This window comes from Pseudomonas sp. F-14 TE3482, from assembly GCF_053629455.1.
On record NZ_JBRJII010000001.1, the window covers coordinates 5779747 to 5804151 of the forward strand.

31 protein-coding genes are annotated in these 24405 nt (G+C 59.3%); 14 read left to right on the top strand and 17 right to left on the bottom strand.

Going from position 1 to position 24405, the window contains the following annotated elements:
* Nucleotide 1: 1 nt before the first annotated feature.
* From AB7M26_RS26110 to AB7M26_RS26180, 15 genes are all read right to left on the bottom strand, one after another.
* Nucleotides 2–658: a hypothetical protein gene (locus AB7M26_RS26110; protein WP_429386786.1), complete on the bottom strand. Its 657-nt coding sequence runs from the start codon at nt 656–658 to the stop codon at nt 2–4.
* Complete coding sequence (locus AB7M26_RS26115; protein ID WP_429386787.1) at nt 655–975, bottom strand: head-tail joining protein; 321 nt, start codon at nt 973–975, stop codon at nt 655–657. Before AB7M26_RS26115 ends, AB7M26_RS26110 begins: the two co-directional genes overlap by 4 nt.
* A 2-nt stretch (nt 976–977) precedes the next feature.
* Complete coding sequence (locus AB7M26_RS26120) at nt 978–1973, bottom strand: major capsid protein (RefSeq protein ID WP_429386789.1); 996 nt, start codon at nt 1971–1973, stop codon at nt 978–980.
* A gap of 62 nt (nt 1974–2035) precedes the next feature.
* Nucleotides 2036–2380 (bottom strand): head decoration protein, encoded by a 345-nt coding sequence (locus AB7M26_RS26125; RefSeq protein WP_429386792.1) that lies wholly within the window; start codon nt 2378–2380, stop codon nt 2036–2038.
* The gene (locus AB7M26_RS26130; RefSeq protein WP_429386794.1) at nt 2377–3519 is read right to left on the bottom strand and encodes a head maturation protease, ClpP-related; all 1143 of its coding nucleotides are present in this window, start codon (nt 3517–3519) and stop codon (nt 2377–2379) included. The genes AB7M26_RS26125 and AB7M26_RS26130 overlap by 4 nt, the downstream gene beginning before the upstream one ends.
* Nucleotides 3516–5000, bottom strand: coding sequence for a phage portal protein (locus AB7M26_RS26135; RefSeq protein ID WP_429386796.1), 1485 nt, complete (start codon nt 4998–5000; stop codon nt 3516–3518). Before AB7M26_RS26135 ends, AB7M26_RS26130 begins: the two co-directional genes overlap by 4 nt.
* Complete coding sequence (locus AB7M26_RS26140; RefSeq protein ID WP_429386797.1) at nt 5000–5206, bottom strand: phage head-tail joining protein; 207 nt, start codon at nt 5204–5206, stop codon at nt 5000–5002. Before AB7M26_RS26140 ends, AB7M26_RS26135 begins: the two co-directional genes overlap by 1 nt.
* A gap of 1 nt (nt 5207) precedes the next feature.
* Nucleotides 5208–7241 (bottom strand): phage terminase large subunit family protein, encoded by a 2034-nt coding sequence (locus AB7M26_RS26145; protein WP_429386799.1) that lies wholly within the window; start codon nt 7239–7241, stop codon nt 5208–5210.
* Between the two features lie 4 nt (nt 7242–7245).
* Nucleotides 7246–7848, bottom strand: a complete 603-nt coding sequence (locus tag AB7M26_RS26150; protein ID WP_429386802.1) for a terminase small subunit — start codon at nt 7846–7848, stop codon at nt 7246–7248.
* Nucleotides 7849–8016: 168 nt separating this feature from the next.
* Complete coding sequence (locus AB7M26_RS26155) at nt 8017–8355, bottom strand: phage holin family protein (protein ID WP_429386805.1); 339 nt, start codon at nt 8353–8355, stop codon at nt 8017–8019.
* Between the two features lie 527 nt (nt 8356–8882).
* Nucleotides 8883–9245, bottom strand: a complete 363-nt coding sequence (locus AB7M26_RS26160) for a PA0613 family protein (RefSeq protein WP_429386808.1) — start codon at nt 9243–9245, stop codon at nt 8883–8885.
* Nucleotides 9238–11454: a VapE domain-containing protein gene (locus AB7M26_RS26165; RefSeq protein WP_429386811.1), complete on the bottom strand. Its 2217-nt coding sequence runs from the start codon at nt 11452–11454 to the stop codon at nt 9238–9240. The genes AB7M26_RS26160 and AB7M26_RS26165 overlap by 8 nt, the downstream gene beginning before the upstream one ends.
* Nucleotides 11444–11671, bottom strand: a complete 228-nt coding sequence (locus AB7M26_RS26170; RefSeq protein ID WP_429386814.1) for a TraR/DksA family transcriptional regulator — start codon at nt 11669–11671, stop codon at nt 11444–11446. Before AB7M26_RS26170 ends, AB7M26_RS26165 begins: the two co-directional genes overlap by 11 nt.
* On the bottom strand, nt 11664–12182 hold the full coding sequence (locus tag AB7M26_RS26175) for a phage regulatory CII family protein (RefSeq protein ID WP_429386817.1): 519 nt from the start codon (nt 12180–12182) through the stop codon (nt 11664–11666). Before AB7M26_RS26175 ends, AB7M26_RS26170 begins: the two co-directional genes overlap by 8 nt.
* A gap of 327 nt (nt 12183–12509) precedes the next feature.
* Nucleotides 12510–12770 carry a YdaS family helix-turn-helix protein gene (locus AB7M26_RS26180; protein WP_429386820.1) on the bottom strand — a complete coding sequence of 87 codons (261 nt, stop codon included), beginning with the start codon at nt 12768–12770 and terminating at the stop codon, nt 12510–12512.
* A gap of 100 nt (nt 12771–12870) precedes the next feature.
* Here AB7M26_RS26180 and AB7M26_RS26185 point away from each other — a divergent pair, with 100 nt between their 5' ends.
* The 11 genes from AB7M26_RS26185 to AB7M26_RS26235 all read left to right on the top strand — a co-directional run bounded on the left by AB7M26_RS26185 (nt 12871) and on the right by AB7M26_RS26235 (nt 19155).
* Complete coding sequence (locus tag AB7M26_RS26185; protein ID WP_429386822.1) at nt 12871–13635, top strand: XRE family transcriptional regulator; 765 nt, start codon at nt 12871–12873, stop codon at nt 13633–13635.
* Between the two features lie 253 nt (nt 13636–13888).
* Nucleotides 13889–14479 carry a hypothetical protein gene (locus AB7M26_RS26190; protein ID WP_429386825.1) on the top strand — a complete coding sequence of 197 codons (591 nt, stop codon included), beginning with the start codon at nt 13889–13891 and terminating at the stop codon, nt 14477–14479.
* Nucleotides 14480–14488: 9 nt separating this feature from the next.
* Entirely contained in the window at nt 14489–14773 is a 285-nt protein-coding gene (locus tag AB7M26_RS26195; protein WP_429386827.1) for a phage antirepressor KilAC domain-containing protein, read from the top strand.
* A 25-nt stretch (nt 14774–14798) separates the two neighbouring features.
* The gene (locus AB7M26_RS26200; RefSeq protein ID WP_173887048.1) at nt 14799–14939 is read left to right on the top strand and encodes a hypothetical protein; all 141 of its coding nucleotides are present in this window, start codon (nt 14799–14801) and stop codon (nt 14937–14939) included.
* Nucleotides 14932–15249, top strand: a complete 318-nt coding sequence (locus AB7M26_RS26205; protein WP_429386830.1) for a pyocin activator PrtN family protein — start codon at nt 14932–14934, stop codon at nt 15247–15249. The genes AB7M26_RS26200 and AB7M26_RS26205 overlap by 8 nt, the downstream gene beginning before the upstream one ends.
* A gap of 58 nt (nt 15250–15307) precedes the next feature.
* Nucleotides 15308–15727 (top strand): hypothetical protein, encoded by a 420-nt coding sequence (locus AB7M26_RS26210; RefSeq protein ID WP_429386833.1) that lies wholly within the window; start codon nt 15308–15310, stop codon nt 15725–15727.
* Nucleotides 15724–15945 carry a hypothetical protein gene (locus AB7M26_RS26215; RefSeq protein ID WP_429386836.1) on the top strand — a complete coding sequence of 74 codons (222 nt, stop codon included), beginning with the start codon at nt 15724–15726 and terminating at the stop codon, nt 15943–15945. The genes AB7M26_RS26210 and AB7M26_RS26215 overlap by 4 nt, the downstream gene beginning before the upstream one ends.
* Nucleotides 15942–16484: a phosphohydrolase gene (locus AB7M26_RS26220; protein WP_429386839.1), complete on the top strand. Its 543-nt coding sequence runs from the start codon at nt 15942–15944 to the stop codon at nt 16482–16484. The genes AB7M26_RS26215 and AB7M26_RS26220 overlap by 4 nt, the downstream gene beginning before the upstream one ends.
* A gap of 421 nt (nt 16485–16905) precedes the next feature.
* The gene (locus AB7M26_RS26225; protein ID WP_429386842.1) at nt 16906–18114 is read left to right on the top strand and encodes a tyrosine-type recombinase/integrase; all 1209 of its coding nucleotides are present in this window, start codon (nt 16906–16908) and stop codon (nt 18112–18114) included.
* A 22-nt stretch (nt 18115–18136) separates the two neighbouring features.
* Complete coding sequence (gene folE, locus AB7M26_RS26230) at nt 18137–18682, top strand: GTP cyclohydrolase I FolE (RefSeq protein WP_123496264.1); 546 nt, start codon at nt 18137–18139, stop codon at nt 18680–18682.
* Between the two features lie 101 nt (nt 18683–18783).
* Nucleotides 18784–19155 (top strand): glutathione S-transferase N-terminal domain-containing protein, encoded by a 372-nt coding sequence (locus AB7M26_RS26235; protein ID WP_123496262.1) that lies wholly within the window; start codon nt 18784–18786, stop codon nt 19153–19155.
* 180 nt (nt 19156–19335) lie between these two features.
* On the opposite strand, the gene AB7M26_RS26240 is transcribed toward AB7M26_RS26235, so the two are convergent.
* Nucleotides 19336–20502 (bottom strand): aminotransferase-like domain-containing protein, encoded by a 1167-nt coding sequence (locus tag AB7M26_RS26240; protein ID WP_429386844.1) that lies wholly within the window; start codon nt 20500–20502, stop codon nt 19336–19338.
* Nucleotides 20503–20583: 81 nt separating this feature from the next.
* Between AB7M26_RS26240 and AB7M26_RS26245 the strand changes: the two genes are divergently transcribed.
* From AB7M26_RS26245 to AB7M26_RS26255, 3 genes are all read left to right on the top strand, one after another.
* Entirely contained in the window at nt 20584–21030 is a 447-nt protein-coding gene (locus AB7M26_RS26245) for a MarR family winged helix-turn-helix transcriptional regulator (RefSeq protein WP_123496258.1), read from the top strand.
* Nucleotides 21031–21348: 318 nt separating this feature from the next.
* Nucleotides 21349–22698, top strand: coding sequence for an NCS2 family permease (locus AB7M26_RS26250; protein ID WP_123496256.1), 1350 nt, complete (start codon nt 21349–21351; stop codon nt 22696–22698).
* A 79-nt stretch (nt 22699–22777) separates the two neighbouring features.
* Nucleotides 22778–23404 carry a LysE family translocator gene (locus AB7M26_RS26255; RefSeq protein WP_007898823.1) on the top strand — a complete coding sequence of 209 codons (627 nt, stop codon included), beginning with the start codon at nt 22778–22780 and terminating at the stop codon, nt 23402–23404.
* Between the two features lie 244 nt (nt 23405–23648).
* Here AB7M26_RS26255 and uraH read toward each other — a convergent pair whose 3' ends face one another.
* Nucleotides 23649–24002, bottom strand: a complete 354-nt coding sequence (gene uraH / locus AB7M26_RS26260; protein WP_123496254.1) for a hydroxyisourate hydrolase — start codon at nt 24000–24002, stop codon at nt 23649–23651.
* Nucleotides 24003–24405: the final 403 nt, after the last annotated feature.

A 24405-nucleotide genomic window follows, 5' to 3' on the forward strand; every position in this document is an offset into this window, starting at 1 on the left:
GTCATTTCCCCTTCAGGTGCTTTTGCACTTCAAAGTTGAGTTCCTGCTGCAGGACGTGCACCAGGTGTTCGTCAGCCTTGCGGATCCAGCTTTCGAAGTGTGGCCGCGCCTGCTCCAACGAGACCTTGGCCTTCGCCAGCGGGAAGCGGCTGCCGTGTTCGGCGATCCAGCCCGAGCTGGCTCCACCTGCCCCGCTGACCTCGCTGTCAGGGTAGTCATTGGCGTCGAAATGCTTGCTGGCCGTGCGGATCCAGACGTCTGCGCTGTTGCCGTAGACCTTCTTGAAAAACGCGCCTTGGAAGCGTCGACCGGCCACCGACACACCGGAGCGACTCTGCCGAGGACGACCGATGCGACTGGCCTCCATCGCGTTGAGACCAAACCACAGTTTGCCGCTGTTCGCTCCACCGCTGACCGGGTAAGCTCGCAGACGCTGCCGCACAGCAGCGACCGCAATGCGCTCCTGTCGGCCAACGGCGCGGGCAATTTGCGTGGCGAGCCAGCGCAGAGTTTTGTTGATGGCTCGCCGCTGTGCAGCAGCAGCGGCCTTGGGCACCAGGGCGGCGAAATCCTGAAAGGCTTTCAGGTCTGCCGCCGAGGTCTGCAGGGAGATCATCCCGCCGCCGGCCGAGGGTTTGAAGTAGCTGCCGACACTCATGGTCGCTTCCTCAGGATCAAGGCAACCAGTCCGTCACCGCCCGGCTCCAGCTGCAGCAGGTCATAATCACCGCCGCCGTCCAGTTCCGGCAGATCCACGCTGACCAGCAGCCCTTTTTTCAGGCCGTGCGAATCACGAACACGGATCTCGAATTTCGGCTCACGCAACGCCGTTCTGATGCTGCCCATCTTGGGTTGCATCCACGGTGCGGCAAACATGCCGAGCACTGGTTCGTCGTAGCCCTCGATCCGGGCTGAGTCACCGAGTGTTTCGAACACCGTATCGTCGATGTCTTCCAGTAGCTCCCGGAAGGCCATGGTCAGAGTTCCAGCAGGATCTGCGCCCGTGGTCGTGTGCACAGGTGCAGCGGGTTGGACTGGGCTTCACCGGCCATGCCTTTCTTGAACGGCAAAGGCTCGATCATGCTGTAGTACGGAATGCCCTGGGTGTTGACCGTTTCCATGTAGTCAGCCGGCGCAAACACCGAGATGTAAAGATCCGGTACGCCTTCCGGGATCAGCAGCGCCTTGTCGTCGTGCACGAACGACACCCCGGCCACCTTGCCACGGTAGCGCTCCCAGATGATGCCGCCGAACTCGAAGCTTTCACGAGCATCACCGCGCAGGGCCGCTGCCTGCTGACTGTTGAGGTAGGTCTCCTTGACCGACTTGTGAACGATCAGCTTGTTCCAGAAGTTTTTGCCGCAGAAAGCCCGGGCCCCGGTGCTGGTTACGCTGCCGAGTGCGTCTTCCTGCATGTCCAGGGCTTCACCGCACTTAACCCGCAGTTCGGTGCTCGAATCTGCCAACCCCATAGATAGCTTCTGACGTTGCACACCGAAGCGGTCATAGAGGTCCAGCAGGACCGTCGAGCCATCGGCGTCGAGGATCTGGCCATTCAGTGCACCGATGCGCTGAAACTCGTGCGTCGCGTCCAACTGGCGCCGCGCTTTGGCCAGGCGCGCATTGACCACGTCCTGCACCGCCTGCAGCTCAGTGCGAGTGCCGAAGGCTCGGATGCCCTGGATCTCGTCGGCCTTGATGGTGAAGCGCTCCGGCAGGTGCACGGTGTTGAATGGGATCAGGTTGCGCTTGCTGCCTGCGACCACCAAGCCGGACGTGCCACGCTCACCAGCCGGCACCAGCGCCAGAGTGTCACCGTCCTTTTCAATCTGCACGGTCAGCGTGGTGATGCCTTCCTCGCGAAACAGACCCAGTGCGCTGATGCGCCCCGGCAAGTAAGGCTGATCGTTGAGTGCAGCGGTCAGCGAATCGACGCTGAATGCTTCGTCGTCAAAAATGGCGATATCGGCCATGGGTACTCTCCAGAAACGAAAAATCCCGCACGCGGCGGGATGCATATAAAAGAAGGATCGACTTAGCGGACGATCACGAAATGGGTGGCGAGGGCTTTCTCAGCGGCCGGGTCCAGGCCAGTCAGGTGTGCTTCGCTGACTTCGGCCAACCGCACCACGGCGCGACCACGACGAACGACGTCCGATTCGCCGAGTGGGCCGTAGAGAATGGCGATGGCGTTTTCCGTGCCGTCTTCGGCGGTCGGGTTGTACGGGGCGAATTCACTGGTCGCAGTCACCAGGCCGAGGATTTGACCCGGTTCCAGCGCCGGACCGGCCGCAACATTGATCGTTTCTCGCGAGATGGTGCCGGCCCCCTCGGACAACAGGAACTCACCTGCATGCATCGGTTCGCGTTTGATGGTCATGGTCTTGCTCCTTTAGAGGCTTGAGATTGAGCGGCCTGACGTGCCGCCCAGATCGACGGCGGATCAGGTTGTTTGGCTTGAATTTTTGGAGCCTGGTCTTCGTTCTGCGGCAGGCTGTTGTCGATCTCGAAGCCCCCGCCTTTCCCTACGACCTTGTCGAAGAGCCGCGCACGCACGGCGCCGGTATCCAGTCCGGCCTGCACAAACTCCACCGCAAACTCCGGTAAGCGGGCGGCTACACACAGATCGCGGATCGCCTTGGCCTGGGTGATCGCGGCCTTGACGGTCGCCTCATCAACCAGTTTGGTGGTGGCCAGAAGTGTTTCGATCAGGTTGCTCATTCCACCCTGGTTGCAGGACTGGGTGATCAGCAGAGCCAACGCCGCCGCATCCGCACCAGGCGCTGGTGGTTCAGGATTGTTGACCACCGGCTCGGTCGGTTTCATGGGTTCGTTGAGCAGATCCAGCAGCGCCTGAGGCGTGTGCTGGTATTTCTGCATCACTGTGCCCTGTCCCAGACACGCCTTGATCTGTACGCCGTCACCGACCTCGTCGGCCAACCCGAGGGCCACCGCTTCGCGGGCTGTCAGCCACGTCTCGGCATTGACCAGGCGCCGCAGCTCGACTTCGTCGATATTCGGTGCCTTGGCCTTGTAGGCCGCGATGATGACTTCCAGCGCCTGATCCAGCGCGGTCGCCACCTTGCGCAGATCCTCGGCATCGCCCGAGGCATACGTCCACGGGTTGTGAATCATCAGCATGGCGTTTTCCGCGACCACCACCCGGTGTGCACCGCAGACCGCGACGCTCGCGGCACTGGCAGCCAGGGCATCGACCCGGCCGGTGCAGCGCTCGCCCAATCGCGACAAGGCGTTGTGAATGGCCAGACCGTCGAACAGGTCGCCGCCGATGCTGTTAAACGCCACGACAATCGGTGAAGTGCCGTCATCCAGCGCGGCCAGATCGCGCACGAACTGATTGGCGGTGATGCCCCAGGTGCCGATTTCGCCGTAGACGTAGACCTCAATGATGCGCTGTTCGGCTTCGCCGCTGGCCCTGAGGCTGTACCAGTGTTGATTCTGGGTGGGCAGTTGATCGCCGACCTTGTTGAAGATCCGCAGAGGGGGATGCAGTTTCATGGTTTCTCCTGATCGTCGGGGTGGGTATCGACCTCGACGAGCGTTCGGTAATTGAGGCCCAAATCGCGGGCACGTTGAGCGTCGGCCGCGTTCTCCGCGTCGACGGCTTCGGCGTCATAGCCGGTACGCAGGCACATCTCACTGCGCGAGGCGAACCCGGCGTTGACCTCCAGCATCCGCGCCTGCACGTCTTGCACCGGCTGGATGTAGGCCCAGCCTTGCGGCACCCAGCGAGTACGCAGAAATTCGCGGCGGCGCTTGGCGTAGTCCGGCAGCTCGATCACACCGGCCAGTACCGCCATGTCCAGCCACGCGGCGCGTACCGGCCGGCAGAGCTGGTGGATGTAGACGTTGAATTGCAGCTGTTCGAGGCGGCGCCGGAATTCGTTCAGCACCACGCGCAACGCTCGGTCGTTGATGCCTTTCATGTCACCGGTGAGGATTTCGTAAGGCGTGTCGGTGCCGGCCGCTGCGGCCATCAGTTGCTGACGCATGAAGTCCGGGTAGTTGTTGCCAGCGTCCGGTGGTTTGGAGAACTCTACCTCCTCACCGGCGCCCAGCTCCTGCATGGTGCCGGGCTCCAGTGCGACCATCGGCGTGAAGCCGTCGCGGTCGGTGGTGATCAATTGGCCGGTGACCGGGTCCCGAGGTACTTGGCCCATGTCCGGCGATGGGCGCTTGATGAAGCCGGCGAACAGGTTGGAGACCTCCTGCCGGAACAGCACTGCGTCGTCGTAGTTGTCCAGGCTACGTAGCCGCTTGAGGACCGGCGACATGCGCGGAACGCCGCGTAGCTGGCCCGGCTCCAGCGGTTCGAAGATGTGCAGCACCTGGCTGGCCGGCACACGCACCAACTGGTTGTAACCGCTGTTGAGCGACGATGCGTCACGCGGGTGCGAGCGGTACATCCAGTAGGCCACGCGTTTGCCGGCCGGGTTGAATTCGATCCCGGCGCGAATGATGTTGCCATCACGGGTGGTTTCGAATTTGTCGTGGGGTACAAACTCCGGTACCAGGGTTTGCAGTTGCAGTGGCACGACCAGACCCTCGTCGAGACCACGCGGACGCAACCGGACAAAGCACTCGCCTGCCATCTCGACGGTACGAGCCACCAGCGCCTGCTGCCCGTAGAAGTCGCAGAGGCCGTCGGCATCCGACTCGTCGGCCCAGTCATCCCACAATTCCTGCAGCAGGTTGCGCAGTTCTTCGTCCTTGACCTTCGGGCGCGGCGTGATGCCTGTGCCTATCAGGTTGCTGACCCGCTTGTTAATCGCGTTGGCCGCGTACGGGTCATTGCGCACCACTGCCCGCGAACGGGCGCGCAAATTGCGCAGCGCCGGAGTGTTGATGCTGTTGATGCCGTTATCGGAGGCATCCCAACTGGCCGAACGACGGCCCTCTCCGGCGCCTTCGTAGCTGGCCTTGATGTTCGATGGCAGCAAAAATCCGCTACGAGACAGTGCCGGAAATTGTCGAGACATCAGATTCCCTTGCCTCCATGACTGAGCCGCACGACCCGCGAACGCGGAGCGGCGGCACTGATGAGTGATCGGCTGATTTCTTCACGGGCCCGCAGGAGTTCGTCGACCGTGCGGTACTCGACCGTTCGGTCGCTGTAGCGCACGATCTTTTCGCCGCGTGCGATGGCGCGCTCGATAGCGTCGAGGTGTTTCTGGGTAAAGGACATATCAGCGTCTCTTCAGGTAACCGCTGGTGGAACTGCGGCGTTGAGGGGGTGCAGCAGGTGGTCGCGCCGGAGCGACTGGTGCAGCGGGTGGTGGTGTGGCTTGAGCCTGTCGCACAGCCGCAGGCTCAGGTGTTTCGCCTTCCTCGACGCGCTCACCCTGAACCGGTTTGATGCCGAGGGCATCGTCGAACAGACCAGACTGGGCCAGTGCCTGCCGCACCCGATCCCAGTCGTGTTCCTGGTAGCGGTTGATGCCGAGGTAATGGGCCATGGCCAGGCAGTACACCATCAGGTCGAGCGCTTCGTTGCGCTCGGCCTTGCCCTTGACCCATTCGATGCGCTTGTGGCCGCGCACATAGCGAGCGACCTTGCGCTCGGCAACGCACTGCGCGAAGAACTCGTCCGGCAGGTCATTGGCAAAGTGCAGCGAGCCCGGCCCATCCGGGAACGGGTAGCGGTTGTAGATCCAGTCCTTTGCCGTGTCCGTGCCGACGAACCACAGTTCGGCGCCGTTGCGTTCGGTCTGGCCTCGCCATGTCACGTCGACCATGGACGGGCGCTGGGCAATGACCGGCCTGCCCGGCTTGCTCGCGCCCTTGATGGCGAAGACGTTTCGCCACCGGCGAACACGGCAGAACTGGTAGACCTCGTCGGTGTGGTGACCGCCGGAGTCGACGCCGACGGCAAGGATCCCCAAGCCGACGCCACAAGGATGCCGGTAGCGAGCCTTGAGTTTCTCGTCCAGCACAGCCCAGGTGCGCTCGTCGGCCGGATCGCCCCAGATGACCTGGTGATCGACCACCCAGCGTTCCATGCCGACGCCGAAGCCCATCACCATCATTTCCAGGCGGTTCGCCTGTACGTCGACGGCACCTGTCAGCATCAGCACACCGACCGGCATCGTGCCGAGGGTGTAGGTCTCCTGCCGTGCGCGGGCGATCAGCACTTCTGCCTTGGTCTGTTCGAGTGCGCTGTCCCAAACCTTGGCCAGACGGGTGTTGTAGAACACCTGCATCAGGCTCGTATCGCCTTGGGCCTGGGCTTTTTTCGCGTCCTCAAACTCTATGGCGAGTGAGGTCCAGTCCATCCAGCCTGTCGGCGAGTAAAGGGCACTGAGATGAAAGCCAACTGTTTTGCCGTCGCCGCAGCCATGCGCGCGCCACTCACCACGGGCGAGCATGTCGCCCTTGTGGTGTTCCTCGATCAGCACGTCACAGTCCATCCCGGACGCCGCGCACTTGTAATGCACCACGCTGAAATCGGCCGAGTAGAGTAGGTTTTCCCACTCAAGCACCTGCATGTGCCCGCAATAGGGGCAAGGCACGTAGTAGTGACGCTGATCGCTGGACTCGAACAGATCGGCGATCCGCGAGGCGCCCTTGATCGTCGGCGAACTGGAAAAGTAGATCTTGGCGTTGCGGCCGAAGTTGGTCGCCCGCGTCTCTGCCAGCTTGATGGGGTCACCCTCCTGGCCGACATCGTTCTCCCAGCGGTCGACTTCGTCGCCGTAGATGTAACGTGCCGAAAGCTCCGACAGGTTGGCCGCAGAACCGGCTGTGGTGACGTACAGAGAGCCACCCTCGAATTCCTTGGTGTCCATCGTGTTGCGTGTATCCCGCGAGCGGGTGGCCGCGACCCGTTCGCGGAGAACGGGGGTGGCCTTGATGGTCTTGCTGATCCGCCCCGACACGCGCTTGGACAGGCCGAGGCTGGGCAGTAGCGCCAGGATGTTCGAGGGCGCCATGTGGATCAGGCCGCCCATCCAGTTAAGGGCGATCTGGGTTTTCATCAACTGCGAGGCCACCATCGTGACCACGCGCCTGCAAGGGTGAGCCGGCGACAGGCAGCGCATTGGCTCGCGGGCATAAGGCGTCCGAGAGGTGCGGTACTGGCCGGGCTCGGGGGCACCGGTGTCTCGCGGGATCCGCATGTACTCGTCCGCCCATTGATCGATCCAGAGATCTGGGTCGGGGCGCAGTCCACGGAAATAAGCCTCACGGTACACCTCTGCACCGTCAGGAAATTCCGTGTGCATGGGTTCAGTCCGATGTCATGGCGTGTTCAAGATCTGCTGAAGAGAGGCGCTCGGCCTCCTCCAGCGTTCGACGGAAGGTGGCCGTCAGGTGTTTTTCGATCAACCAGGGATCGGTCATAACCGCAAGGTCGTGGGACAGTTGCGGTAACGGACCGAACAGTTGATCGCGCAGCAAACGGCCGGCGTTGTAGGCGCCGGTCTCCACCGCTTCCTTGGAGACCAGTGAACCCTGGGCTTTGCCCAGTTCGATCTCGGCCAGCTTGGCCATGTTGTGTTCACGCAAGGCGCGGGCTTTCTGGAAGTCTGGGAGCTTGCCGTCGCCGGTGATCATCTGCGGCGGCGCAGCCGTGGAAGTCGGCTCGACCGAAGTGGACAGTTGGCTGTAAACGTCGCGCTGAATCCGGTCTTGTTGGTGGCGTTCAGCGACGGCGGCTTTGCTTGGGTCAGCGGTGTCGCGAATCAACGCTTCGCTGGCCTGAACGTCCACCAGCTTTCCGTCCGGCGACAGCACCAGGCGGTTGTTGTTTTTCAACCAGGTGATGTAGCTGGGTGCCCTGCCAATCCGCGCCGCGAAGGCGCTTTTCGACAGGTAAATTGGTTCTGTCATAAGCCCTCCTTTCAACGGCTTTTCAATGCAGATCTTTCAATTTCAACGGATTGAATTTCAGTAAGCTGGCAGCGCTCCCGCTAACACTTTCCCGCGGGTTTCCGACCCCGTACCCCTCGGATAACCCCAGGGTCCCCGGCGATTTTTGGCGCCCCGAAACGGTGCCCCCTACTCGCCACCAGCGGGCGGCATCTCGCTGACGCCCAGTCGCTTGGCGGCCCAGCGTTCGTAGAGGCCGATGGCGACATCGGCGCCAGCCATCGCGGTCAGGCAACCCAAGGCGCCCGCCGTCCAGATCGACATGCCCGCCGCGATCATCAACATCATCGCCGACACGCCGCAGACGATGCAGGCACCCGACCGCAGTGCCAGCCGGCGCAACAATGCCCAGCCCCGCGCCCCGTCCTTATCGGCTCGCCACATCTCCCCCGACACGCCGCCGACCAGCGCCAGGACGATCACTAACCAGATCGGCATCTCTGCCAGCGCTTGTTGCTCGTTTGTCATCGCCTACCCCATAAACGCAAAAACCCGGCGCAATGGCCGGGTTTGGTGGTGTGGTGCCTGCCGCTCTCTGCGGTCGCACCTATCGAAGATGACTACTTTTTACAGGTGGATTCTCATGGCAGCAACCCCACTTTAATGCCACCCGGTGAATATGTGGGTAACGCAGGGTGAACGCCTAGGCAATGTCGGTGAATACACCACCTCGGCTATCTGTTGCTTTCGCGTTGTCCCATCTGTCCCACCTTTCATAATCGAAGTGGGACGCCTGAGAGCGCCTAAATTCGGGGCTTTGCCCCACTGTCCTACTTTTCTGTCTTCTTTCTCGTGTAAAGGAAGAAATTGAATAACACGCGTGCGCGCCACGGGCGCGTGCCGGTGTCCGCAGCGCTCACATGGGCGGGGCGCTCCAGCAGGCGGGACAGTGGGACAGCCTAACAACGACGCGGCCCGCGCTTGTCCCACTACGTTAAAACGCAGTGGGACAAGGCGGGCCAGTGGGACAACAATTGCCGGAGTCGTGCCTGGGGTCACGCAGCCTTCCCCATCAACATGCCTTCGATGTGTACGTGGGCATCGTGCAAACGACGGTAATACGTCGGTGCACTGCATCCGCAATGCAGCATCTTCTGCGACAAAAAACTTTCATGGTTGCAGTAGTGCTCCATCACCACCAAGGCCAGCTCTGGGGCCAGGTGCTTGTTCACAATCAGCTCGATATCGGCCGACTCATCCAGTAGCACCCGACTGCCGCGAGTCCCGCGAATCAGCTCTCCTTTGCACTCCATAAGCATCGCAATCATGTTGCCGCCGCCTAACTCCGAACCGCCCTCGTGTGGGCTGTGCAAATCCTCAGCCCACAGCTTGAGCATCTCGTCGATTCTCTTAATCAAAGCAAGGCTCCTCGAACGCTTCGCGCCGCAATGCCGAGGCACCGCCCCAACCTGCCGGCTTCTTGTAGGCCCACGGACGCTGCCCACTCTTCACCAGCGCCGGCATGCGGGTACGCCGCCAGCCCAGCCGGTGCATGATCGCCCCCACCCGCATCTGCTCGGGTTTACCCCAGTGCCCGGCGTCAAGCTTCAGCGGGCCAGACAGCACCTCGCTGCCGGTGGTGGTTTCACCGATCTGCGACTCCTCCAACCAGGCCAGGATTGGCCCTTCCCACTCGTCCACTACAAAGCGCTCATCCTGTGCCTCGGCAAACATCGGGGCTTCGTCAGGCGTCACCCACCATATGTCACCCGCCTCATAGCAGAACATCGCCTCAGCCCAGAGCTGGTCGCGGATCTCGCGCAGTTTCTCCAGGTCGACCTTGGTGCAGGCGACCGGCCAATAACGCCGGTTGCCGGTGGCATCCTTGAGGTACTCGTCCTGGTTGGTTGTACCCACGAACACACACTGGCGTGGCACGTCGTTTGTTCTGCGGCCGTAGCTTTCGCGGTAGGTATCAGTAGACGCAGAGAAGAACTGTTTGGCCTTGGTACTCTCGGCCTTGTTGAAGCTGTCCAGCTCCCCCAATTCGACAATCCATTTGCCACGGATCGCCTGAAACCCGTCCTTGTCGCCCAGGGCGAAAGGCGTGTCCATGAACCACTCGCCGCCGAGGATGCTCATCGCCGTCGACTTACCAGCACCCTGCGCGCCCTCGAGGATCATCACCGAGTCAGCCTTGCAGCCAGGTTTCATCACCCGTCCCACCGCCGACAGCATCCAGCGCTTGCCGACCTTGGCCGAATAGTCACTGGCCTGCACGCCCATCACATCAGTGAGCCAGCTTTCCAGCCGAGGCACCCGGTCCCATTCAAGCTTGTTCAGGTACTCACGCACCGGATGAAACGCATGGTCATGGGCGACGACGCTCACCGCCTCGATCACCTGGGTCGACTTCACCCGCAAGTTGTATTGCTGCGCGAGCCACTTCATCACCCTGACGTCGTCAATGTCCGCCCAATCGCCGGTACCACCACCGTAAGGAGCAGACCGCAGCTTGACGATCTTCGAACTGAAGGCGCTGTAGCTGATGACCCCGGCCCAGCGTTCGTCGTTGCCGAGGATCAGCTCGACATTCTGCATGTGCGCGATCAATGCCCCGTTTTCGGTGCGGGCTAACTGATCCTTCCAACCACCCGCTGCCGGTGGCTTGACCACCGCAAGTATCTGGCGCCGGACCGCCTCCAGACCTTCAGCAACGTGCAGGTCATTGAAGTCCGTCCACTTGTCTTCCCGCTCACCAGAGAAGATCGGCGCAACCACCTGACCGCCAACGATCAATGCGGCGTTATTCGCCTTCTCTTCACCAGGGTTCCAAGGATCGCCATTCGGGCGCTTGGTCTTCCAGTCATCATCCCGGCAGACAATCAACGGGCAACCCGGAAAACGCTCGCGCATGGCCTTGCAGACCACCAGCAGGTTGCCCGCATCGAATGCGATGGCCACCGTTAGCGAGGTCGCCATGTGCAGACTGGCGCCCGTGGCATAGCCTTCACACACCAGCACCGGCTCGCCCGGCTCCGGATGTGGACCGACCAGGTGAAAGGCACCCTCTTTCGACATACCGTAAGGCCAGTAGGATTTATCTCGGCCGGTGTCTTCCTGCTTGGTCGGAAACACCACCTGCAGACCTACGACCTGATCCCGCACGTTACACATAGGCACCAAGAACGCACCAGTGCGCGGCGCGTAGCGAACACCAAAACCGACGATCTGCTTTCGATCCAGATAGTCGCTGCGACCCTTCTCTGGCATACGCTTGAATAAACCCGCCGCCCGGTTGGCTGCTCGACGTGCTGCGTTGGCCGCGATCTCGGCGGCGCGGCGCTTGGCGTCTTCCTGCCGAGCGCGCATGACCTCACGCTCTTCCGGCGACATCCGCCCGGCCTTGACCTTAATCTTTTGTGTTTCGCCCGAACGCCAATCACCGAAACTGCCGAAGATCAGCGTTTCGTTTTTCTCGGTCCGATGTTCATGGACGACGTACCAACCGTTTTTTTCCTTGCCCTTGTCTTGCGAAGTCTTGCACCGGGTCAGCTTGCCGAAAGTCAGCGGCTGCTCAGGCTCAAGGCCATAGTCTGCGAATTGATTCAATACCTCATCGAGCATGCCGAGCCTCCCATGCCTCAGTGACGGACTGACAGCTCAAGCATTGGGTGCATCCCTGTTGAGCCACTCGGCGCTTTTCTGGGATAGGTTCTTCACAGTCCTCGCAAAACAGAAATGAATGCGCCGCCAACGCGGGCTTGGCGGCGTTACGCGCAGCCAGCGCCTGATCAAGACGCTCCTGGACTAGGTCATTAGCAAAGTCGGCGATATCAGCCACGGTCGATACCCCGCGTCGTCTGATTGACATAGGTGGCGCGGTTGAACATCCCCAGCAGCCCCTGAATACCGCGAAATACCTGTAGACGAATCGCGGCCAGTTCGTGATCACTGACCACGCCGTCACCGATGCTCTTGGCCCATGTCTCAGCCAAGTCAGCTACTTGCCGAAAATACTCAGCAATGCCGGTGGTCAAGGTTTCAGGCATGTCGTTGGTGTACGCCTCGGCTAATTCCTGCCAGGTCGTATCCCCCACCAACGCGTGTACCGCATCCAGAATGCGGCGGTCCTTGGTCAGCTCCAGAATTTCGCCAAACTCCTGAATGTTGATGGAGTGACTGGGGTGCGTTGGAGAAAGCTTGTGCTGCAGCGTGGTGGCGTTTCTGCCGGTGGTGGCGGCAATTGCAGCAGCGCCACCGGGATAGTCCCGAGCAGCATGGTAAAGCGCTAAATCGAGCGGCAGGATTTCCCGCTGCGCCCGTTCTACAGAACTCAGAGCGATTCGGCTCATGGCATTAATCCTTGTAAGTTGCCAGTGCCGCGCGACATGCAGTGGTGATACATTTGCCGCGTGGCTTGAAAGGGCCCAAACGCCGGCTAGATCTTCAGGATCGATACCGGCACCGTGCCGAGGCGAACGATCCGTCGTTCACCTCTGGCGCAACAGCTGCCCAATCTGTGGTGGAAAAGGCAGCAACACCAAGGCATCCGTGCCTTGGAAAGCGCGCTAAAGATCGACGGTTTGCATGTGGTGTGCCCGCCTTTCTTATCGCGACCCGACAGCGCTGTGGTGGTGCGTGTCGGGAGAAACTGGGCGGCCCTTGGGTCGCCTTTTTTCTTAGGCCGCTTGTGCCGTCGTATCAGTAAGAACAGTAGCCCGACCCTGCACTCGCAAATACTGCCAGTCGATATCAGGACGCAGTGCTTCGCAAGTCACCCGGCCCATAGTCTGTCGGTCAATAGCAATCGCGAGGCCTGCATTGGCTCGACGATTACCGTAGGCAACTTGCTTAAGCTGCCCTACTGATGTCTCGCAGCAAGCGGCAAATGCCTCGAGCTGAGCTGTATCCAAACCCTTGATGTAGTCGAGTAGAGTCATGTTCACCTCCAAAACAGCCCGCAGATTAGCAAACGCTAATCTAGCTCGCAATAGCAGAACGTAATTTACAAGCTGCTAACGGCAGAGACATTATTTGCGCATGGATATCTACGAAAAACGCTTAACCATCCTCAAGGCCCTTATTGGTGAAAACCAATTGAAGGATTTTGCAGGAGCACATCTCGATGTCGACGCTTCCTACCTTTCGCAGATCCTCAACGGCCATAGGACGCTAGGTGATCGCGCCGCAATGAACCTTGCAAAAAAACTAGGCGTTCCGACGGAGTTACTGACGACAGGAAATTACTCCGCTGACGACCAAGATCGTATATCGGCGAAATGGCTCGCACTTGACCTCAAACCTCCCGCGCTTCCCCATCCCGCGTTTTTCAACGCTACGATCAATGAGACTGCACAGCGCGTTGTCGAGGACAGAGAGTCGTCCGCTAAATACAACCGCCCCGCTCCAGTGCCAGTAGTAGGAAAAGCCATGCTTGGATCCGAGGGATACTTTGACGCCCTTGACTACCCGTCAGGACATGGAGATGGCTACATAGATATTGTCAGCTCTGACCCCGACGCCTACGGTCTCAAGATGGTTGGTAGCAGCATGCATCCACGTATCAAAAGTGGGGAGTTTGTGCTCATCGAGCCAAACCATCGCTATCAAACAGGCGATGAAGTTCTGGTAAAAACAGCGGATGGAAGAGCCATGGTCAAGGAGTTCATCTACCACAGGGATGGACAGTACCGGTTCGACAGCATTAGCGATGGCTATCCCCCAATCTTTCTAGATGAGCATCTCGTCGAAAAAATCCATTACGTAGCGGCGATCTTGAAGTCCTCTAAATACATAGATATCTAAAATTTAGCATTTGCTATTGCATAAAAATTTAGCTGTTGCTAATTTCGCCTCACTCTTCCACCACAGAGCGAGGCAATACCATGCACACCACTGCCACCCTGCACGTCCACCCGACCGCTGTTGACCCCTTCCGCATCTTTGAGATTCGCCGCTTGGCTCGCGAATGCGGCTGCGCATTCATCCCTACAAAACCCAAGCAAAAATCCCGCTCCGCCCCTGCTCCGCTCGATTCGAACGGCGGAGGGTTTGCAGCATGAGCAAGTTCAAATTCGACAATCGCGCCCTTCAACTGCTCAACGCCCAGGTCAATCTAAGCGGCACCTTCAACCACGTACTCAGATCGGCTCCCAAGCGCGAAGCTGTTCCGTTTCGCCTAAAGGTTGAACGCAACGCGTCGAACACCCTCTTCGTCATCGAGCCAGGCAGCGAGCGCCACACGCTGACCTTGCCTAATGAAAAAAAAATGCACCTCAAGCTGGCAGACTTCATTGAAGAGATCATCAACGGTCCGCTCGACGCCACCAGCACAGCCGATCTGCAGAACACTCCGCACGCAAGCCGCCAATATGCTCGGTTCGATGTCGAGCACAAACAGCGCGTGTTCGAGTTGGTGCGTACCGGTGGCGTGGTGAGCCTCGACATGGGTTTTGAACTGCCGATACATATCGCGATCCATCGAACCCAAACACGCACCGGCGTCACTACCATCATGAGCATCGGCGTGAAGCGTCCGCGCACGAAGTGCTTCACCGTCTGCGGTACTGACGTCGAGATCTACGAAAAAGTAGTCGAGTCCATTAACCACCTGTCTGCCGTGGCGACTCCCGCCGCGCATGCAGCCTGAGGAGGTGCCATGGAACGCACACTTGCTCAAGCCGCAAAACACCTCGGCCTAACCCGGCCCAAGCTGATCAACCTCATGCGGGAAAAGGGTCTGCTCAATGAGCGGAACCTGCCCACCTATCCGTCCCGTGATCGCGAGTACCTGCGGATCAAAGACAGCAACTGGTACCACGACCAACTCGGCATGCAGTACAGCCAGTCAACTCGAGTCAAGCAACCCGGCATCCGCTGGCTGGCAGAGCAACTGGGGTTGAACCTACCAGAAATCCCGGTAGACAGCCGTGACGTGGCCTAGGGAGTACGCCCGCCAGATCGTCGCCATGCGCACACGTGAGGAGCGCAACGCCGCGCTCCTCGAAGTACCGGAGCATCTGCGGGAACTGACCAAACGCCACTGCCTGAACGCCTGGAACCATCCGGCAAGAACACAACGCAAGGAGGCTGCGCAAGCCAATGACTAATGCAGGTCAAACACCACTCCGACTGCTGCCCGCACCAGAGTCGGCCACCGTAGAACTGCTCTACCGCACTTTCGGCGATGTGCTGATCCCGCTGGAAAAGGTGCGCGAGCAGTACTTTCGAAATCTCAACGAACAATCGTTTGTGGCCGAGATCAACAGCGGCCGGATTCAGCTACCCATCACCACGCTGGACACCAGCCGCAAGGCGCCGAAGTACGCACACATCCGGCATGTCGCCTCGCTGATCGATATCCGTGCCTACAAGGCGGACGAAGAGATGCTGCGACCGCAGGACGAACAAACCGAGTAAGAACAGCAACCCAAATGGCTGTCACCACCAGCCCAAGACAACACCAGGAGCACACCACATGACCGAGATTCAAATCTACGCACTGATCGGATTCATCATCACAGTCGGCCTTCTGTTCTGGTTTGGCTACAAGATGGGCCGTAGCGACGGCTTAGCCGTCGGCATCGCTGAAGGCCAGAGCATCGAGCGGGCCGACGGCACCGAGAAATTCCACGAGTTGAACCTGCGACTTGAACAGGCCCTCCAGCACCACAAACAGCTCTGGGGCCATTACACGCGTGCATTGGCCGCGTCAAAACTCGGCGAACCTGACCGCCAGATCCTGCTGGATATCGCCGAAAAACTGAGGATCGCGGCCGCAACATTCAGCGCTCTGCGCACCGGTAAGAAGATCGAACGCGACACACTCACCCTGCGCGACCGGGCCCTTGTTATGGCCGCCCTGCTGGAACCAGTAGCGCAAGAGGACGCAGCATGAGCAGCCCGACTCCATTGCTTCGCTTGACCCCACAGGTAGCCGGCGCACTGCAACAGCAATGCACCAAAGCCACCACCGAGCTACGTGAAGTGACGCGTTTTCGTAAAGAGTTCGACCGTCAACTGGCTGCGTTGATTGGGTACAACGCGATGCGCCAATTGCACAAAGACACCAAGCACGCGCTGCTCCTGGCCGATCTGGTCAAGGAGGCCGCATGAGCCAGATTCTGACCTACACCGGCAAGCGCTTTGACCTGTATGAGCCTGAGGCGGACCTGATTGACCCACGGGATATCGCCCATTCATTGGCGCATCTGTGCCGCTTCAACGGCCACACCCGCGAGTTCTACAGCGTGGCACAACATTGCTGCATGGTCGCCGAGCTGGTGCCTGACGAAGACAAGTTGGCGGCACTTCTGCACGACGCTACCGAAGCCTACATCGGTGACATGGTGCGGCCGCTGAAGCAATGGATGCATGCCTATCAGGATGTCGAGAACTGGATCTGGGACCGCATCTGCACGCGCTTCGGTCTTGACCAGGACTTGCCGACCTCCGTTCGCCAAGCTGACCTGATTGCACTCGCCACCGAACGCCGCGATCTCATGCCCACCGATCCGGCTATCTGGGATTGCCTGATCGGCATCGAACCCACGGCCGAAATCATTCGGCCATGGTCCTTCACCGAAGCACGGCTCACGTATCACCAGCGCCTGATGGACCAACTCGCTATCGAACACCGGAGGAAAGCGGCATGAAGGCTAACCGGCATACCACCCAAGCATCGACCGCTTTGCTCCGCCACGCTAATAGCGTCGACGCACAAAAAACAAACAGTCTCTGCTGCGCAGCAGCAGGCATTACTACCTGTGCTTGCGCCAACGCGGAGGCGCTTATACCCCACGAAAAGCTGCGCCGGGCAGCCACACCCAATGCAACGCTAAACGCTTGGGATCGCCCGCCCGCGCAGCCTGTCGTGGGGTATACGCACTTCGACAACGCAGCAGAAGCACAGCCACAGACCTACCAGGTCGACAAGATTCCGGAAGACAAGATGGCCGAGCTGGTCGGCACCACTCGCCGAGCATTGCAAGGCAAGCGCGCCAGAGGGGTTATCCCTAAAGGTGTTTGGAACACCATCGACAGCCGCATTTACTACAGCATCAGGAGATACGAGGCATGGCTCGAAAGCCAATGGGATTGCCCACCGGAGTTGAATTTGCTGGACAGTCCGTCCGCATTCGCTTCACCTGGAACGGGCAACGCCGTTGCGAAACCCTCCCCTATCCCCAAACGCCGAAGGGGATTAAGGCTGCCGCCGACCTACGCGCTAACGTAATCAGCCTGATCAAGCATGGCGTGCTGGATGATCAGCGCTATACCGAACTGTTCCCCAACTCCGCTTATGCCACCTATTCGGCGACTCCCCGTTTCGGGGAGTATGCCCAGGAGTGGCTCAACAGCCGGGAGATCGTGGCCGGTACGCGCAAGAACTACCTCGGCTCCCTCAATTTGTACTGGATGCCCTATCTGGCGATGCTGCCCATCGACAGCATCACGTCGGTGATGTTGCGTAAGGTGGTGGCCAACACCGAATGGCCATCGCCAGGCGTGAAGCGTTCGGCGATCCAACGTTTGACCACGGTGTTCGGTACCGCCGTGAAAGACGGGCTGATCAACCGCAACCCGGTGGAGTCCATCGAACTGCCGGCGAGGGCCAAGAAGCCGATCGACCCCTTCACGGTGGACGAGGCCGACGCCATCATCGATCACCTATATAAGACGCTGACGCATTCGATGCGCATCTACGCGGCGTATTTTGAGTTCGCCTTCTATACCGGCATGCGTCCCAGCGAAATGGCGGCGCTGCGCTGGGAAGAGGTCGACCAGGACAAGCGCCTGGTCAATGTGTGTCGGATCGTCGCGGACTACAAGATTGAGGAGCGCACCAAAACCCGAACCGAGCGCCAGGTCATGCTCAACAGTCGCGCGTTGCATGCGATAGAGGAAGCCGAGCGCATCGCCAAGCAACGCGCGCAGCAGAGCCGTCGCAAGCAGGCAAAGTCGCCATTTGTGTTCCCCCCCACCAAGAACTTCGAGTTCATCCAGCAGGCCAGTGTGACCGACAAACACTTCCAGGTGGCGCTGACCGATTTGAAGCTTCGCGCCCGTCGGCAATACAACTGCCGACACACATACGCTACCATGTGCCTCATGGCGGGGATGAACCCTGCATTTATTGCCACTCAGCTCGGTCATAGCGTTCAGATGCTGCTATCGACCTACGCCCGATGGATAAACTCCAGCACCGACTGGGGTGAACTCGGGAAGCTCGAAAACAGCTGGATTGGTACAAAATTGGTACAGACTGAAACAGTACCCCTCTGAAACCCTTATGGAATCAGCCCCTGTGACACTGGAACAGAATTACACCGAGATTCTCGGCCAATTGGGCGAGGACGCCTCCCGCGAGGGCCTGCTCGACACGCCGAAACGTGCCGCCAAAGCCATGCAGTACCTCTGCCGCGGTTATGAACAGACACTGGAAGAGGTCACCAACGGTGCCTTGTTCAGCTCCGACAACAGCGAGATGGTGCTGGTCAAGGACATCGAGCTCTACTCGTTGTGCGAGCACCACATGCTGCCGTTCATCGGCAAGGCCCATGTTGCCTACATCCCGAGCGGCAAGGTCCTGGGGCTGTCGAAAGTCGCGCGGATCGTCGATATGTACGCTCGCCGCCTGCAGATCCAGGAAAACCTCAGTCGCCAGATTGCCGATGCGGTCCAGCAAGTCACCGGCGCCCTGGGCGTTGCGGTGGTGATTGAGGCCAAGCACATGTGCATGATGATGCGCGGTGTGGAGAAACAGAACTCGACGATGATCACCTCGGTGATGCTCGGCGAGTTCCGCGAAAACGCGGCCACCCGCAGCGAGTTTCTCAGCCTGATCAAGTAACTCGCAGTACGAAGAAAACCGGCACTGATCGCCGGTTTTTTTTCGCCTGCGAAAATCAGGTAAGCTGCGCGCCTTCTGTTTGCCCCTGTGAGGCTTATACCATGTTCGTTAAAGCGCTTCGTGTCGGCCTTGGCCAACTGATCATCTTCATCGACTTCATCACTCGTCCGGGCAAAAAACAGCGCCCTGCCGAAGCTCAGGCTCAGGTCAACACGGCCGCCAAGGACCTGACCCTGTATCAGTTCCACGCCTGCCCGTTCTGCGTGAAAACCCGCCGCACCCTGCGCCGCCTGAACGTTCCGGTGGCGTTGCGCGATGCGAAGAACAACGAACAGGATCGCCAGGCTCTGCTGGAGCAAGGTGGCAAGATCAAGGTGCCGTGCCTGCGCATCGAAGAGAATGGCCAGACCACCTGGATGTATGAATCCAAGGTGATCATTGATTATCTGGATAAGCGGTTTGCTGCAGTCTGAGGTTTTTGTGGTGTTTCGACCGGCGCCATCGCGGGCAAGCCCGCTCCCACAAGGATTTGTAGAGTAAATGGGATCTGTGTTTAAAACAGATCCACTGTGCGGGCTTGCCCGCGATGACGTCAGACCAGCCACCACAAACTTCAGACAAAAATAGGCCGGTTTATTTGTTTCTGCACCCTCTCAGGCCGCTTCTGCCGCCTGGGCCTCGCGCACCACCGCCGCCAATCGCTTGAGCCCTTCATCCAGCCGCGCCGGGTCGATGTGGCTGAAGTTCAGGCGCAAATGCCCCGGATTGCTGTCCGGTTCGGGGAAAAACGGTTCGCCCGGCATAAACGCCACATCCGCCGCCAGCGCAGCCTTGAGCAGCGTGCGCGTATCCAGCGGCTGCTTGAGCGTCAGCCAGAAAAACAACCCACCCTGCGGCACGTTCCACTGCGCCAGATCGAAAAAGTGCGTTTCCAATGCCGACTGAAACGCATCCCGACGAACCCGATAGAAGTCGCGCAACTCACCCAGATGCTGTTGGTATTTCTCAGTGCCGATCCATTGCAACGCTTGCCACTGCCCGATGCGGTTGGTGTGCAGATCGGCCGATTGCTTGAGCCGCAGCAAGTGCGCAAACAGGTCCGGGCTGGCGATCAGGTAACCGACCCGCAGGCCCGGCAACAGGGTTTTCGACACGGTGCCGGTGTAAATCCAGCTGGCTTTGTTCAAGCGGCTGACGATCGGCGTGGCACTGCCGCCGTCGAAGGTCAGTTCGCGGTAGGGTTCGTCTTCGATCAGGGTTACGCCGAACTCGTCGAGCAACGCCGCCACTGCATCGCGCTTAGCCTCGCTGTAGCGCACTGCCGACGGATTCTGAAACGTCGGGATGAGGTAGATGAACGCGGGTTTGTGTTTTTCCAGACGGCTGCGCAATTGCACCAGGTTCGGGCCGTCGGCTTCCTGCGGGACGGTGATGCAGTCGGCGCCAAACAGCTGAAAAATCTGCAACGCCGCCAGGTAGGTCGGCGCTTCGAGCAGAATCTCGGTGCCTTTGTCGATGTAGAGCTTGGCCGCCAAATCGAGGGTTTGCTGGGAGCCGCTGACCACCAATACCTGACTCGCCTCACACGGCACACCCAACGCTCGCGCTTCGGCCGCCAGCGCCTCACGCAGCGCCGGTTCGCCTTCACTCATGCCGTATTGCCCCATGGACAGCGGCATGTCCGCCCACTCGACTTTCGGCAGCATGGCTTCGGCCGGTAAACCGCCAGCGAACGACATCACTTCCGGACGCTGGGCGGCGGCGAGGATTTCACGGATCAAAGAACTTTTAAGGCGCGAGACACGTTCGGAAAAAGCCATGGGGTCACCGGTAGCGAGGCCTGAGGAAAATGAGTCAAACTGGTTGACCGAAATTACGACAGACCGAACGGATACGTCAATATGCTTGACCTTAAAAACCCCAGCACTCAGCAACAAGCCATGGAAGCGTTTTTCTTCGGTTACCAGGCGTTCACCGCCAAAGCCGACGAAATGCTCGAGCGTCGCGGCTTGAGCCGGGTGCATCAACGCATCGTGTTTTTCATCGCCCGCTACCCTGCCCTCAGCGTCAAGGAGTTGCTGGCGTTGCTCGGCGTGAGCAAACAGGCGCTGAACATTCCGCTGCGTCAGTTGGTGGAAATGCATTTGGTGAACAGCGTCGCGTCCGAGACCGACAAGCGTAAGCGGCTGCTGGAACTGACTGCGGAAGGCGCGCGGTTCGAGCAGTCGTTGCGGCGCGAGCAGGTGAAATTGCTCGAGCGGGTATTTGCCGAGGCCGGGGAGACGGCGGTGAATGGGTGGTTGGCGGTGAATCTCGCGTTGGGTAAAAGTCAGGTGGCAGCTGACTGAAATGCTCTATCCGCGACATGTGTGTCGACTGATCTAAAGCTATCGCGGGCAAGCCACGCTCCCACAGGGGAATGCGCTCACCTGTGGAAGCGGGCTTGCCCGCGAAGGCGTCCTTCCTGGCGATATATCCCTATTGCCAAACTTTTCGTCTACAAAATCAAAAACATTATTTGCTTTATTTGTATACAAAAGCATAATTCGCTTCGTGCGAGTTCCTGACCATCAGGTCAACAAATTCGCAAGCACCTCAAAGGGTCGCTGCCGCCCTCATGGGTCCGGCCCTGGAAATAACAATAAAACTCTTGAGGAGTACTCGCTGTGGAAAGCCGCAAATCCGAAGCCCCGACGCTGGAACTCTCGCCGCCATTACGCAATGGCTGGCTGGAGCGCATCTTCAAACTCAGCTTGCACGGCACCACGGTGAAGACCGAGCTGATTGCCGGTCTGACAACCTTCATCACCATGGCTTACATCATCTTCGTCAACCCGAACATCATGGCCGATGCCGGCATCGACCACGGGGCGGCGTTCGTCGCCACCTGCATCGCCGCCGCGCTGGGTTGCCTGCTGATGGGCCTGTATGCCAACTGGCCGGTCGGCCTGGCACCGGGCATGGGCCTGAACGCGTTCTTCACTTACACCGTGGTCGGCACCATGGGCTACAACTGGGAAACCGCCCTCGGTGCGGTGTTCGTCTCCGGTGTGTTGTTCATGTTCCTGACCTTTTCGCGGATTCGCGAATGGCTGCTCAACAGCATTCCAGTGAGTTTGCGCTTTGCCATGGGCGCCGGCGTGGGCCTGTTTCTGGGGCTGATCGGTTTGAAAACCGCTGGCATCGTTGTCGATAGCCCGGCCACTCTGATCAAGCTTGGTTCCTTGCGCGAACCTGGCCCGTTGCTGGCGGCCATCTGCTTCTTGATGATTGCCGTGCTCAGCTACCACAAAGTGTTCGGCGCGATCCTCATCAGCATCATCACCGTGACCCTGGCCGGTTGGGGCCTGGGCCTGGTGCACTACGAGGGCATCATGTCTGCCCCGCCGAGCCTGGCACCGACCTGGATGGCCATGAATGTCGCCGGCGTATTCAACGTCAGCATGATCAGCGTGGTACTCGCTTTCCTCTTTGTGCACATGTTCGACACCGCTGGGACACTAATGGGCGTTGCCCAGCGCGCCAACCTGGTGAACGCTGACGGCCGGATCGAAAACCTTTCCCGCGCCATGAAAGCCGACAGTGCTTCCAGCGTATTTGGTGCGGTGGTCGGTGTTCCGCCGGTCACCAGCTACGTGGAAAGTGCCGCTGGTGTAGCAGCGGGTGGTCGGACTGGTCTTACCGCCGTGACCGTAGGTGTGCTATTTATTGCCGCAATGTTTTTCGCACCGCTGGCTGGCATGATCCCCGCTTATGCAACCGCCGGTGCACTGATTTATGTAGCGATGCTGATGATGGGCGGCATGGCGCACATCGAATGGGACGAAGCGACCGACAGCATTCCGGCGATCGTTACCGCGATCATGATGCCGCTGACCTTCTCGGTCGCCGACGGTATCGCGCTGGGCTTTATCACTTACGTAGTGCTGAAGGCTTTCACCGGTAAACACAAGGAAATTTCCGTCAGTTTGTGGGTGCTCTGCGCGATCTTCATCGCCAAGTTCATTTTCTTGTAAGCCGTCTACGTTTCAAAAACAGTGTTTCAAAACAGCCTCACCCCGTCGGGTGAGGCTTTTGCATATAGGGAGGAAAGTGATGAGTCTGGAAACCTGGCTGCTGTTCAGCGGCGCTGCGCTGGTGGTGATCCTGATCCCGGGACCACTGTCGTTGCTGATGATCAGCAACAGTCTGAATTACGGTTTGCGCCGTTCTTACCCGGCGTTTCTGGGCGGCGTGATTGCGTCGATCTGCCTGCTCAGTGCTTCGGCGCTTGGCTTGGGCGCATTGTTGTTGGCGTCGGAACAGCTGTTCAGCGCCCTGAAAATCGTCGGTGCGTTGTACCTGTTCTATCTCGCCTGGCAGAGCTGGCAGCAATCCCGTCAGCCCTCCCAAGGCGCCGAAGTGCCCCAGGCTGCGCCGGTGCCGCGCTTTCGTGCACTGTTCGGGCGCGCGTTCATGCTCGGCGCGAGCAATCCGAAAGACATTTTGTTCTTCGCCGCTTTCCTGCCGCAGTTTCTGAGTGCCGAGCAACCCTTCTTGCCGCAGTTGCTGGTGATGATTGCCACCTGGACTGTGCTGGATCTGCTGTGCAAATTGGCTTATGGGCTGGGGGCTCACGGCGCGGCGCGATATTTGCGCAGCGGCAATGGGCAGAGCTGGTTTAATCGGGTGAGTGCGGGGTTGTTCAGTGGTGCGGGTGCCGCTTCATTGTTAAGCCGCTAAAGTCAAAGACATCGCTAGCAGGCTAGCTCCCACATTGTGATCTGCACCCAATAAGTTGGATATCAATCCTGATTTTTGGGATTTGCGGCGTTCACAAATCCCTGTAGGAGCTAGCCTGCTAGCGATGGCGTCAACCCAGTCACCACTTTCCCACAGGCAAAAAAAAGCCCGCAGTGTGAGCGGGCGAAAGACCAAAGAAGCTATATGCGCAGTCGCTTCTCGGAGGAGGCAGCTGCTTGGGGGATCAACTGCCTCGGTATGTGGAATAGCTATACGGCGAAATCAACAACGGCACGTGGTAGTGATCCTGTTCCGCAGAGATGCCGAAACGCAGCACCACCACATCCAGAAACGCAGGCTCGGGCAGCTGAACCCCACGGGTGCGGTAGTAATCACCCGCATGAAACTGAAGCTGATAAACCCCGGACCGATAGTCATCACCTTGCAGCAGCGGCGAATCGACACGGCCATCGCTGTTGGTAATCGCAGTGGCGACCAATTCCAGCTGCGAACCTTCAACGCGGTACAACTCGACCTTGATCGAGCTGCCCGGGCAACCGTGTGCAGCGTCCAAAACGTGTGTAGTCAAACGTCCCATTGATTCTGCGCGCCTGCCTGCGTGGAGCAGTCAGACCTCGCGCCTCCCGAAGTCAGTTGAAAAGGAGACCGCACCGTTTCGGAGCACGAAAAGCTGCGGCGAGCGACTGATTAAGACACTTTTCATAAAAATTGTACACAATAAAAACGACATTTTTACCGCTACCACCGCCATTCAGGGTTTGTCAGCGAATCTTGCGCCGAACCATAAGATCAGAGGACCTCCTATCCATTAGCTGACCAGTCAGGCAGGTTTCTTGCAGTACCCATCAAAGTGGATAGCCAATGAAAAATGCAAAAAAACAGGCTTACAAAGTGAATATAAAGTTGTATACAATCAACCCATCGCTGTGACGCCAGCCTGCCCTTTCATCGCCAGGCCGCCACACACACCCTGACTTTGA